Genomic DNA, 12,753 nt, shown 5'->3' with positions numbered 1-12,753 from the left:
GGTGAAGGGTAGGCTAATGGTAACATTCTGTAATCGTTAAAAGTCTTTGGGAAGGGGGCCCGGGGGAAACCCTTTCTTCAGAAAGGGTTTCCCCCGGCTCCTTTTCCTCAAAATTCCATTACATCTACATCCGTTCCCGGAGCGGCCAGCCCAGGGGTGGCGGTTCGCGGGTGGGCAGCACGGCGCAGGCGTCCGGGCCGTCGCTTTGGGCCGGGACCGTGCTCGCGGGCAGGGGCAGCCCGGAGAAACCTGTGTCCGCAAGGCGCACGTCCAGGGTCATCCGCGTTTCGGGCGCGCTCCACAGCTGCGCGCCGCCGCCGGACAGGGCGAAGCGCACGTAGAGCTTTTTCGTCGGATGGGCCAGCCGCACCTCCCGGGCCATGCGCATTTTGCCGCCGTACCAGAAAAAATCCCCTGCGCTGCGCAGTGTTCCAAGCGTTTGGTAGGTCGCGCCGTCCGTGGAATAGGTTGCGCTCAGGCGGTTGTGCCCGGTGCCGTCGGTCAACACGCGCGGATACCAGGCCAGGCGAAAGCCGGTGATGGGCGTCGCGCCGGGTGCGGCTGTCACGGCGTAGGTCAGAAAGCACGGAGCATCGCCGGCGCAGGTGAGGGCGGGCGAGCCCGGCACGGCGACGACGGCGTGGGCGAGGAGTGCCTGGGAGAGCAGGTTGGCGAGGGGCGCGTCGAAACCCGGGGAAAAGTGGACCAGCCCTTTGCCGTCGGCGCCCAGGAGCAGCTTCGATCCGGCCGGGGCGGCAACCGGCAGCCTGACGCGCTCCTGCCCCACGCTGACCGTCTGGCCGGCGATATTTCCCGAGGCGACAAGGCCTTTGGCGGTCATCGCCCGGCTGAAGCCGGGGAGGACCGGACGCGGCCGGGGCGTCACGGCGATGAAGGGATGGCGCAGGCCGGGATCGAAGTAGCGGGCGCGGATATGGCCGCTCGCGTCGGCCAGGGTCGCAACCGGCGTGTCGTCCGGGTAGGCGGCCAGATAGGCGGCAAGGGCCTCGGGGCCGCCGAGCGACAGGTCCGGCCGGGCCGTGTCGGCGAAACCGAAGAGCGTTTCCCCGCCGAGAACCGCCGCGCCGTCGAGTCCCGGCAGCACCCGGGTGTTGGCCGCGATGGCCGTTGCCCGGCGCTCCCAGACCGGCCTGACGGCAAGCGTCGGGGGCGCGGCCGGGGGGGCGAGGCGCAAGCCGGCGAATTCCAGGGTGCCGTCCACATGGCCGGGGTCGAGGCCGAGGGCGACATACACCAGCCCCGTGGCCGGGTCCGGGACGGGCAGGTCCACGCTGCGGCTGTAATGGGTCGTGCCCGGGGCGAAATCGGCCGCCCGGACCGTGGCCGCCGTGACCAGGGCGTCCGGGTCCGTGCCCACGGCCAGGTTGGCCGTGGTTTCCGGCAGGGAGGCCTTGCCCGGGCGCAGGGCGAAATCCACCGTGGCCCGTGTTTTTTCCCGCCGCATTCCGGGCGGGGCGACGAAGGCGAAAACGGCCCGGCCCGGGATGCGGCAATCGTACAGGGCCAGGGTGCCGTAGCCGAGGTCCGGGGCCATGTTGTCGGCGCTATAGACGTCGGCGTAAAAGGACAGGTCGGTGAAGTCGGCGGCGTAGGGAACGTCCAGGGGCAGGGGGGCGCTGTTGACCACGCCGCCCTTGGCGCTGTCGGCCCAGAAGGTCCTGGCCACGGGCACGAGGCCGGGAAGCGCGCGCTTGTGCACGAGATCGTCCGGGGTGAGCAGGAAGAAGCGGCGGTAGCGGCGGTCGGGCAGGGAAACGGCCGTGCGAAACGCGCCGCGCAGGTACCAGTCGGAGATGATCTTGAGGTGCCGGTTGCGGTAATAAAACAGCCAGTCCACGTTGTCCTTGGCCACGAGCAGGTCGGCCAGCACGCTTTTGATGCTCGGGCTGTCACGCTTGGCGTAGATGGGCAGCGTCTCGAAGGTGGGCATGGAGCAGGCCGCGGCCAGAAGCATGGCCAGGGCCGTGACGCTTTTGGCGGACAGGCGGCGGAAAAGCGCGCACAGGGCCTCGATGCCGCCGGCGGCGAGATAGACGTAGAGAAAGAAGATGTTGACCAGATAGCGGATGGAGACATGGATTTGCGTGGGTAGCGCGGCGGCCATGGCCAGGGCGCAAAGGGCCCACAGCCCGAGGGCGCAAAGCGCCCGCAGCCGGCCCATGACGATGTGGCGCACAAGTCCGACCCCGGCCAGAACGGCCAGAAAGGCCGGCCAGGGCGCGCCGCCCTGGTAATAGGCTGCGGCAAAGGCCTTGAGCACGGACAAAAAACCGGCCGAGTCGAAGCGGTTTCCGGTGGGACCGTCGGCATGGATGGTGCGCACCTGGAAGATGTGGGCCGGCAGCCAGGGCAGATAGGCGGCAAACACCGCCACGGCGCAAAGGGCCGCGCTTGCCAGAAGCCGCCGGGCCGCCCGCCGCTCGCTGCGCCACAGCAGGGCCGCCCGGGCCGCCACGATGAGCCCTTCGGCGAAAAACGTGGCCGCGGCCAGGTAGGACGCGTAAAACATGAGGGCATTGGCCAGGGCGAAGCCGATCCAGTCGCGCCGCCGGCCGGTTGCGGCCAGGGCCCGGGCCAGGAAATAGAGCCCGAGCAGGGCGAAGAGCAGGTAGAGGGCGTAGGGCCGGGCCTCGCGCGAATAGTGGATGTGGAAAAGCGACAGGGCGCAGAGGGTCGCGGCGGCCATGGCCGTTGTGCTGGAAAAAAGCCGTCGGCCAAGCAGCCAGACCACGGGGATGGTCAGCGTGCCGGCGAGGACGCTCGGCAGTTTCACGGCCCAGTCCGTGGCCGGGAAAAGGGCGAGGCTCGCATGCACGAGCAGGTGGAAGAGCGGCGGCGAGGAATCGAGGCTCACGTCGCTCGGTCCCTCGAAGGCCAGCGACGGCAGCATGTCATGAAGCGGCCAGGACGCCCGGCCAAGGGTCACGAATTCGTCCCACCACAGCCCCACCACATCCAGGGCGTAAAGGCGCAGCCACAGCCCGACGAGGGTCAGGCCGGCGATAAGGGCCCAGTCGGGGCCGGGGGAAAAGGCGCGACGCGGCGCGTTGGGTGGGGCAAAGGTCATGGCGCGGCCCTGCCGTCCAGGTTGGCGTCGAGGGTGGCGCGCTGGGCCGGGGTGAGTTCCCGCGCCGCCGTGGCGGCGGCCTGCCTGGCGGCCTTGGCCTTCTCGGGCGATAGTCCCGGCAGGCGCAGGGCCCGGCCCAGGTGCCAGTAGGCCCAGTACGGGTCGGCCGGAACGCCCCGTCCGGCAAGCAGGGCCTGGCCGACGGCCAGATACCCCTGGGGCGAGCCGGCCCGGGCGGCCCGGAAAAACCAGGCAATGGCCAGGGTGGAGTCCGGCGACCCGTCCGCGCCTTCCAGGGCGAGCTGTCCCCGGACCACGGCCGCGCCGGGATCGCCGGCGGCAAAGGCCGCTTCCAGACAGGCGGCCGCGCCGGGAACATCGCGGGGCGTGGCGGAAAGAAGACGCGTGGCGGCCCCGACCAGGGCCTTGGCATCGGCGGCTTCCCCCACCCCGGGACAGGTGGCGGTAAAGGCCGTCGCGGTTGCAAGCAGGACGCAGCCAAGGGCCGCGCACACGGCGGCCAGCAGGCGACGGGGAGCGCAACCGGTGGGAGAAGACGGATCCGGCAAAACCTAGGACCTTTTTTCGCGGGGATATTTGCAGGCGGGCCTGCCGTTGCCGTTGCCGAGTAGGCGCACGAAAATTTCGCCCGTGCTCGAGGCGAAGACGATCTTGCGGCCGCGTTCGCCGCCCACGTTGGAGGCGGCCACCCGCAGGCCCAGGTCGGCCAGGGTGGCGAACGCCGTTTCCACATTGCGCCGTCCCACCGAAAGTTCCTCGGCGAAAAGGGCGCAGGCGCCGCCGAACACCTTGCATTCGATATGCTGCAGCGGCACGCCGCGATAGGCGAGCCGGTGGACCATGGCGGTGATGGCCGAGTCCACGAACTTGTAGGGCGTGCTTTCGATCCCATGGAGGCGGTATTCCGAGGCCCTGGGCAGCAGGGCGTGGAAGATGGCGGCCAGACCGTGGCGGGGCGCGAAAAAGGTGACGGACACGCAGGACCCGAGCACGGTGTGGGCCATGGTCGGCTGCTCGTAGAGCCCGCCCTGGGCCACGTTGAGGAAGGCCAGGTTATGACCGGGAAAGCGATCTAGAAGATCTTGCATGGAGGGGTATCAGGTTCGAAGTCATCGGCACTAAGCGGGTTGTCGGCCAGGCCGAGGCTGGCCAGGGCTTCGAGCAATGTCTTCGGGGTGAAGGGTTTGGTGACATAGGCCTGGGCGCCGGATTCGAACTGGGCGCGCAGCATGTTGGCCGGATCGTCGAGGCTGGATAGCATGACGGCCGGCGTGCGGCATCCCTCGGCAATGCCATCGTCGACTTCCTGGCGGCGGATGCCGGCCAGGGCGTCGTGGCCGGAAAGTTCGGGCATGAGGATGTCCATGACGATCAGATCGTAGGTCTGGCCTTTTTCCCGGGCGGCCCTGAATAGGGCCAGGGCCTCGCGGCCGTTGGCGGCCTCGTCCGGCGTGAAGCGGTCGCCCAGGGCCTGGATGATAAGATAGCGCTGGTAGCGGCTGTCGTCGACGATCAGGGCGCGAGGCATGGGTCACCCTCCGTTTTTTTCGTGTCGTGTCCTCAAGGTCCGTTATCCGTATTACCGGGCCGACATAGTCATGAAATTTTCGTTGCGGCGGCGTGGCCGTCTGCTTCATTGTCCTCGGCCAGCGCGGCGTGTAGCAGGCCCGGGACGTCCACCACAAGGGCCATGTCCCCGCCCTCGGTGACCGTGGCCCCGAGCACGCCGGCCACCTTGCCGAGCCCGTGGCCCAGGTGCTTGAGCACCGCCTGCTTGCGGCCGATCACCCCGTCCACCACAAGCCCGGCCCGGCCTTCGCCGCGGCGCACCGTGACCACATGGGAGGCTTGCGGCATGGGCCCGGGCAGGTCGAAAAAATGGCGCAGGCATACGAGCGGCATGGCCTCGCCGCGCAGCTCCATCACACCCCGGCCCCGGTGCAGGGTCACCGACGGCGGCAACTCCAGGCATTCCTCCACGTAGTCGAGGTGCAGGTAATAGGTCTCCGCGCCAAGGCGCACTTCCAGGCAGTCGATAATGGCCAGGGACACGGGCAGGTGTATGGTGAACACGGATCCGGCCCCCGGGGTCGAGGCCACCTCGATGCGGCCGCGCAGGGCGGCGATGCCCTCGCGCACGGCGTCCATGCCCACGCCCCGTCCCGACACCGCGCCCACCCGTTCGGCCGTGGACAGGCCCGGCAGAAAGATCAGCTCCAGGGCGGCCTGTGGGTCGTAGGGCCGGTCCGGATCGATGCGGCCGGCGGCCACGGCCTTGCGCCACAGCTTGGCGGCGTCGATGCCCGCCCCGTCGTCGGCGATGGCGATGACCACGTCGTTGCCGTCCTGGCGGGCGGCAAGGTTGATGGTGCCGCGCCGGGGCTTGCCGAGGGCCTGCCGGGCGTCGGGCGGCTCTATGCCGTGGTCCACGGCGTTTCGCAGCAGATGGATGCAAGGCGTATTGAGCTGTTCGATGACGGCCTTGTCAAGCTCGGTGTTCTCGCCGTCCATGACCAGCTCCGCGTCTTTGCCGAGGGTGGCGCAGGTGTCGCGCACCAGCCGGCGATATTTGGGGAAGCTGATCTTGATGGGCAAAAGGCGCAGCCCCAGCACCTGATCGCGCAGCAGCGACGCCAGCCGCTCCATTTCCTCGGCCACGTCGCGCAGTTCCCCGTCGTGGCGATGGGCGGACAGCGTGGCCAGCCGGGCCTGGGCGATGCCGAGTTCGCCGACCCGATCGACCAGGATGTCGAGTTCCCGGGCGTCGATGGCCAGCTTGCGGATATGTTCGTCGGCTTTGGCTTCGCCCGGGAGCGGTTCCTCGACGGGCTGGGGCGCCTGGGGGGGCTGGTCCCGCTTAAGCAGGGCGGCCATGTGGGCTATTTCCGGGGCCACGTCGCGACTGCGTCCGGCCACGGGGTCCTCGACCATGGTCTTGATCACGTCGAAGACGGTCAGAAGTTCGCCGACAAGCCGGGGGGTTATGGGCAGACGGCCCCCACGCACGGCATCGAGGACCGATTCCACGGCATGGGCGAGTTCGGCCAGGGGCGCGGCTCCCACGGCTCCGGCGTCGCCCTTGATGGTGTGGGCGGCGCGAAAAACGGCGGCAACTTTCGGGCCAAGCGCGTCCGGGCCGGCGGCTTCCAGATCGAGGATGGCCGCTTCGATGCCGCGCAGCTGCTCCAGGCAGCTTTCGGCGAACAGTTCGAATATTTTGTCGTCTTCGACCATGGGTGTGGCGCGACAGGCACGCCACGGAAGTGTACGGGCCAAGCGCCCTGGAAGCAAGGTGCATCGGCGCGGAAAGGGATGCGGCGCGCACCCGGGGGAACCCCTTGTCTTACGAAAGGGGTTCCCCCGGGCCCCCTCCTCAAAGACTTCTAACGGTTACAGGGGGTTGTTATTACCCCTACCCGTCACCGTTAAAAGTTTTGGGGAAGGGAGAGCGCGAGAGGGGAACCCTTTTTTCAAAAAGGGTTCCCCTCTCGCATCTTTTTCCATTCTAAAGCGCCCCAAGGGGCGCGCGGCGGTCGCGGACCACGGAATTGCCGGCCCGGGACTTGGCGAACTTTTTGACCTCCGCCACCCTGTGGCTCAAGTCCTCGAAGGTGATGGGCGCGGCGAACAGGCATTCCAGGATGCCGATGGACAGCGTGATCAGGGGAAAGTCCTTTTCCATGCCGTCGCGGCTTTTGCCTCGGATGAAGCCGCGATCGCGGTCTTCCGGGGTGTAGAGCCTGGGGACCTCGGTGGCGAAAACGGTGACCACGGCGTCGGCCACGGCGTCGGCCGCGCCCCGGGCGGCGATGACCACGAAGTCGTCCCCGCCCACGTGGCCCACGAAGTCGCCGGGCGAGCCCTGGCGGGAAACGGCTTCGCGCAGGACCCGGGAGGTGAGCAGAATGACCTTGTCGCCCTGGCTGAAGCCGTAGACGTCGTTGTAGACCTTGAAGTTGTCGAGATCGACGTACATCATCGAGCAGGGCAGCTTTTCCCGGCCCCGGCGCTGGAACTCCTGTTCGATGGCCACGTTGCCGGGAAGCCCGGTCAGGGGATTGGAGCCCTTGGCCAGCTCCACCTGGACCTTGGCCAGGGTGTCGAGCATCTTTTGCACCGACACGGTGCCGCGAAGCTCCCCGTTCAGGGTGATGACGATATCGTCGTAAATCTTGGTGGCCACCCGGTTCATGGCCAGTCGGGCCGCCTCCTCGATGGGCGTGTCACATTCCACGCACAGGGGGCTTGCGTCCATGAGCCGGGTGATGCGTTTCCTGTGGTAGAGATCAATACCGAACTTGGAGGAAAGGGCCTTGTCCAGGTTGTAGTTCATGAGCAGTCCGGCCGGGGTCCTGCCTTCCACCACCACCACGCTGCACATGGCCGGCTTGTCGGCCAGAAGCGCCTTGACGTCGCCGACGCGTTTCTCCGTGTCCACCTCCAGGCACGGGGCCAGCAGGTCGCCCACCGGGGAGGAGCATTTCCAGTCCCCGACGCTGGCTTGGCCGAAGCTGGCCTTCGGCGGCATGGGCATGCCGCCCTCGGGCTTGGGATAGGCCGGCGCGCCGAGGTAGTAGCCCTGGCCGGCGTGGACGCCCATGGACACGAGGGAACTTAAGGCCAGCTCGGTCTCCACGCCCTCGGCGATGACCTTGGCCCCGGTCTTTTCGGCCATGAGCACGAGGGTTTCGACCATCAGCCGCTTGAAGGGGTTGCATTCGATGTCGCGGGTCAGCGTGATGTCGGCCTTGAAAAAATCCGGGCGCAACCGGGCTAAAAGCATCATGTTGGACTGGCCCGCGCCCACGTCGTCGATGGCGGTCAGAAAGCCCAGGTCGCGGTAGGCGTCGAGGATTTCCGGCAGGGCGGCCAGTTCGCTAAAGGACAGGCGTTCGGAGAATTCGAGCACCATCTGGTTGCGTTCGAGGTCGAATTCGCCGATAAGCCGGGCGAACTCGCGGGGCTGGATATCGTGGCCGCAAAGGGTCGCCGGGCCGACGTTCAAGAAAAGTTTTTGCCGGGGCTTGAGCCGCCCGATGCCGGAGACGGCCAGCCGGCACAGCCCCTGTTCCACCTCCAGGGCCTTCTCTGTGGATCCGGTCAACTCGAAAAGCCGCAACGCGTCCTGGATGGGAATGCCGGAGGTGCCCCGGGCATAGGCTTCCCAACCTATGGTCATGCCTGTGACGAGGTCGACCACCGGCTGGTAGACCACGCCGGTAAACCCCTGGGCGAAGAGGTTTTTTATTTCCACCGGCGAAGGGAAGGCGGCCGCGTCGATTTTTTGCTGGGCCAGCCGCTTGGCCTTGCACACGGCGGCGAAAAGAACGGCCGTCGGCGGCATGTCCCGGTCGGGCTCCAGCCGGGCGAAGCCCACGCGCAGGTCGATTTCCTCGCCGCACACCAGCCGCATCCGCTCGGTGGCTCCCTGGGTGACGGCGGCCCGGTAGGCCAGGTAGAGGAAGAACAGTTCGTCGGGGTCGCGGCCGTCGTGTTCGAAAAGCAGCACGTAATCCCCGGGCGAGGCTTCCTGGATGAAATGCAGCGCGCCCTCGGGGTAGACGGCGGAAAAGCGTTCGATGGCTTCGTCCAGGCAGGCGCGCAGGCAGGCCAGTCCCGCTTCCATGCCGATGCCGGAAAATTTCAGGTGGAAATCCGCCACCTGCAAGGTCAAAATGGCCAGGTCGCCTTCCAGGGCGTTGCCGGTGCATTCCAGGAGCGAGGCCATGCGCGGCCGTACCTGGGGCACTTTGCCGGCGAGGGATTTGTTTTGTTCGAGCATGTGCTTGAACATGATCGAGGAATCGAAGAGCTGCTGGTTCACGGTCACCCCCCAAAAAAAACGCCCCGGGCGCACACGGTATACGGATTATAGATACCAGATGCGGGAAAAAAGCCCGTCGGCGGTGGCAAGAGCCGGTGACATTTCATTGACAAATCCATGTCGCCTGCGATGATCAGCGTTTTTTCGGATAGCCTTTAAAAGTCATGCGCAAAAAAAAGCCGCTTGCGGGCCTGCTGGTGGTCCTTTTTATCCTGCTGTCATGCCATGGGACTCCGGCCATGGCCGGGGCGGGGGGGCTTGGCTTCGGCCTCATCGCGACTTCCGCCCCGCAGACGGTGCTCGACGGCTGGCGGCCGCTTCTGGCGGACCTGTCCGCCTTTCTCGGCGAGCCCGTCACGCCCAAGGTCTACGAGGACTATGCCGGCGTGATCTGGGCCATGGGCACCGGCCGGGCCCAGGTGGCCTGGCTCGGCAACAAGTCGGCCATCGAGGCCGTGGACCGGGCCGGGGGGGAGGTCGCCCTGCGCAGCATCGACCCGGCCGGGCGCACCGAATATTTCTCCCATCTGCTCGTGCGCCGGGATTCCGGGCTGGCGGACGCCGACGCTGTTTTCGCCAGGGCGGCACAGCTCACCTTCGGCGACGGCGACCCCAATTCCACCTCCGGCCATGCCGTGCCGGCCTACTATCTGTTCGCTTCCCGGGGCGTTTCCCCGCGCGCCGTGTTCAAGCGGGTGGTTTCCGGCAACCACGAGGAGAATTTTCTCGGTGTGGCCACGGGCCGCCTCGACGTCGCCACCGGCAACAACCTCGATCTTAAGCGCCATCGACAGCGCTATCCCGAGTTCGCCCGGGAGGTCGTGGCCATCTGGACCTCGCCGCCCATACCCTCGGACCCCATCGTTTGGCGGACCGATCTGCCCGCCGGGCTCAAGGACCGCATCCGGGCCTTTTTCCTGGACTACGGCCGGGCCGCTCCGGACAAGTCCGAGGCGCGACTGGCCCGGGAACGGGCGGTGCTGGCCGCGCTCAGTCGGTCGGGCTTCGAAGCCTCCGGCAACAGCCAGCTCGTGCCCATCCGCATCATCGAACTGTACCGGGAAAAGCTCCGCCTGACCGCCGAGGGCGGTCCAGGCCGGGAGGCGAGACGGAAACGGCTCGAAGCCATAGAGGAACAATTGCGCCGGCTACAGTCCCTACAGGCGTGCATGTGACGCCGCATCCCGAAGAACTGGGAATTTTATAACAACATTTCAATGGTATGTCGCGATAAATGGACATACGCGAAGGTCGAGGATACGACACGAGCATGGCGATTTTCGGCAAGCGTCCGCACCTCGGGCTGGCCACCAGGGTCTTGCTTCCGGCCCTGGCCGTGGCCCTGAGCGTGGCCGCGATCATGTACCTGATCTTTACGGCCCGGTTCGCCCGGCAGGCCCAGGAGGACCTCAAAATCCGCCTGGACAGCCTGCTCACCGCCCAGGCCGCCGAACTCGAGGCCCCGGTCTGGGAATTCGACCAAGCGACCATCGACCGTCTTTTCCGCAGCTATGCCCAGAACCCGGACCTGCAATGGATACGGCTCTACGACGCCAAGGGGGCGCTCCTGGCCCATTCGGGCGCGGACCCGGGCGCGGACGTGCGGATCCTCACGGCCAGACGGGACCTCCTCCACCATGCCGGCGGCGAGACCTACGCCCTCGGCCGGCTGGAGGCCGCCTACCACGACGGCCGCATCCGCCAGGGGCTGGCCAGCCGGCGGGACGCCGATCTGCCGACCGCCGCCGCCTTGATCGTCCTGCTCACCGCCGGGCTCTTATGGGCCGTGCACTGGCGCATCGGCATACCGCTTAGGCGTCTTCGCGACGCCCTGACCCGCAGCCATGCCACGGGTCGGCGCGAGCCCCTGCCCTGGACCAGCCGGGACGAGATCGGCCAGGTGGTCGCGGCCTACAACGCGCTTCTTGGCGAGATCAACCAACATACGCGGCAGCTCGAGCGGGCCAACGACGAGCTGGAAAGGGAAAACGCCCAGCGCCGGCTGGCGGAAAAGCGTCTGCTGCTTTTCAGGATCGCGGTCGCGGCCACGGACGCGGCCATGGTCATCACCGACCGCCGGTTGACGGTGCTGGAGGTCAACGCCGCCTGCCTGCGCATCACGGGGTTTTCCGCCGGCGAACTGCACGGGCGCTGCGCCCGGGAGACCTTTCTTGCCGCTCACGACGCCACGCTCCACCGAACCATTCTGGACGGCCTGACCCGGCGTTCCGCCTGGTCGGGCGAATGTCCGGGCGTTTCCCGTTCGGGCAAGGCGCTGCCGCTGCGCCTGTCCATAAACGCCCTGCCCCTCGACGATGACGCCGGCAGCCATCTGGTGCTGGTCTTTTCCGACGTCACCAAGGACAAGGCCACGGAAAAACTGCTGCGCAGCCTGGCCTATTCCGACGCCCTGACCGCGCTTCCCAACCGGGCCCTGTTCCTGGACCGGCTGGAGCGGGAAATTTCCATCGGCACGCGGCGTTCGCGCGGCTTTGCCCTGCTGTTTCTCGACCTCGACAATTTCAAGTACATCAACGACAGCCTGAGCCACTCCGTGGGCGACCAGGTGCTTTCGCTTATTGCCGGGCGCATGCGCGCCTGCCTGCGCGACGAGGATACCCTGGCCCGCATGGGCGGCGACGAATTCACGGTGATCTTGCGCGAGACCACGGACCCGGCGGTGGCGGCGCGTCTGGGCGAGAAGCTTGTGGCGGCGGCCTCGCGGCCGCTCGAGGTGGAAGGCGCGGCCCTCGAGGTCGGGGCCAGCGTGGGCGTGGCCCTTTTCCCGGCCGACGGCCGGGATTCGGACGCGCTCATGCGCAATGCCGACACGGCCATGTACCTGGCCAAGTCCGAGGGCGGCGGCCGGGTCCGCTTTTTCGAGCCCGCCATCGCCGAGGAGGCCAAGGCCCGGCTCGAACTCAAAAACAACCTCAAGCGGGCCATCGAGGAAAAGGCGTTCGTCCTGCGCTATCAGCCCATCGTGTCCATGGCCACGGGCGTTGCCGAGCATTTCGAGGCGCTTGTCCGCTGGATGCTCCCGGACGGCGGCATGGTCCCGCCTGATCGGTTCATTCCCCTGGCCGAGGAAACCGGGCTCATCATCCCCATCGGCCGGCTCGTCCTGGACATGGCCTTTGCCCGGCTGCGGCAGTGGCGCGAGGAGGGCCGGCCCCTGCGCCTTTCCGTCAATGTTTCGCGCAACCAGTTCCAGGACGAGGATTTCGTGGACGACCTTATCGGCCGGGCCAGGGCGGCGGGCGTCGATCCGGCCACGGTGGTGCTCGAGATCACCGAATCCATGATCATCGCCGACCCCGAGACGGCCAAGGTCATCCTGGGACGGCTCATCGTCAGCGGCTTTCGCATCGCGGTGGACGACTTCGGCGTGGGCTATTCGTCCCTAAGCGTGCTGGTGGAATACCCGGTGCACATCGTCAAGCTCGACAAATCGCTGATAAAAAGCCTGGAATACGACGTGCGGGCGCGCTCCATGGTCTCGGGGTTCATCGCGCTTTTCCAGCGCCTGGGCCTGGAAGTGGTGGCCGAAGGCGTGGAGACGGCCTTGCAGCACGAATTCCTGTCCCTGGCCGGCTGCGATCTGGCCCAGGGCTGGCTCTACGGCAAGCCGCTTCCCCCCGAGGCGGCAAGCGCCCTGGGTCCGGCCCCGGCGGTCCGGCCCGGGGGCGCGTCCGGCCGGGAGTCCCCGCCGTCGCGCAAGCAGTAGCGCCCGGCCGCCGCCCGGTTCCCCTGAAGGCGTCCGGCCGGTCGTGCCGCGCGGCCGCTAGCCCATCGCCAGCGTCGCGCCGAGAGCCATGGC

The 12,753-nt window shown here is 67.4% G+C and carries 8 protein-coding genes; 2 read left to right on the top strand and 6 right to left on the bottom strand.

Annotation, left to right across the window (positions count from 1 at the left end; genetic code table 11):
* Positions 1 to 124: 124 nt before the first annotated feature.
* From ACMZ6R_RS07705 to ACMZ6R_RS07680, 6 genes are all read right to left on the bottom strand, one after another.
* A complete protein-coding gene (locus tag ACMZ6R_RS07705) occupies positions 125 to 3,088 on the bottom strand; it encodes a glycosyltransferase family 39 protein (RefSeq protein WP_416110337.1) in 2,964 nt (987 codons plus the stop codon).
* Positions 3,085 to 3,657, bottom strand: a complete 573-nt coding sequence (locus tag ACMZ6R_RS07700; protein ID WP_416110336.1) for a hypothetical protein — start codon at positions 3,655 to 3,657, stop codon at positions 3,085 to 3,087. Before ACMZ6R_RS07700 ends, ACMZ6R_RS07705 begins: the two co-directional genes overlap by 4 nt.
* 3 nt (positions 3,658 to 3,660) lie before the next feature.
* Positions 3,661 to 4,197, bottom strand: a complete 537-nt coding sequence (locus tag ACMZ6R_RS07695) for a chemotaxis protein CheD (protein ID WP_416110335.1) — start codon at positions 4,195 to 4,197, stop codon at positions 3,661 to 3,663.
* On the bottom strand, positions 4,182 to 4,637 hold the full coding sequence (locus ACMZ6R_RS07690) for a response regulator (RefSeq protein ID WP_416110334.1): 456 nt from the start codon (positions 4,635 to 4,637) through the stop codon (positions 4,182 to 4,184). Before ACMZ6R_RS07690 ends, ACMZ6R_RS07695 begins: the two co-directional genes overlap by 16 nt.
* Before the next feature lie 68 nt (positions 4,638 to 4,705).
* Complete coding sequence (locus tag ACMZ6R_RS07685) at positions 4,706 to 6,343, bottom strand: chemotaxis protein CheA (protein ID WP_416110333.1); 1,638 nt, start codon at positions 6,341 to 6,343, stop codon at positions 4,706 to 4,708.
* A gap of 271 nt (positions 6,344 to 6,614) precedes the next feature.
* Complete coding sequence (locus ACMZ6R_RS07680; RefSeq protein ID WP_416110332.1) at positions 6,615 to 8,933, bottom strand: bifunctional diguanylate cyclase/phosphodiesterase; 2,319 nt, start codon at positions 8,931 to 8,933, stop codon at positions 6,615 to 6,617.
* Positions 8,934 to 9,097: 164 nt separating this feature from the next.
* On the opposite strand from ACMZ6R_RS07680, the gene phnD reads away from it, so the two are divergent.
* Positions 9,098 to 10,108, top strand: a complete 1,011-nt coding sequence (gene phnD, locus ACMZ6R_RS07675) for a phosphate/phosphite/phosphonate ABC transporter substrate-binding protein (RefSeq protein ID WP_416110331.1) — start codon at positions 9,098 to 9,100, stop codon at positions 10,106 to 10,108.
* Between the two features lie 95 nt (positions 10,109 to 10,203).
* On the top strand, positions 10,204 to 12,660 hold the full coding sequence (locus ACMZ6R_RS07670) for an EAL domain-containing protein (protein ID WP_416110330.1): 2,457 nt from the start codon (positions 10,204 to 10,206) through the stop codon (positions 12,658 to 12,660).
* The last annotated feature ends 93 nt before the right edge of the window (positions 12,661 to 12,753 follow it).

It is taken from the genome of Solidesulfovibrio sp. C21 (assembly GCF_047785625.1).
Taxonomy (GTDB): Bacteria; Desulfobacterota; Desulfovibrionia; order Desulfovibrionales; family Desulfovibrionaceae; genus Solidesulfovibrio.
This window is presented reverse-complemented; position numbering and strand designations above follow the sequence as displayed.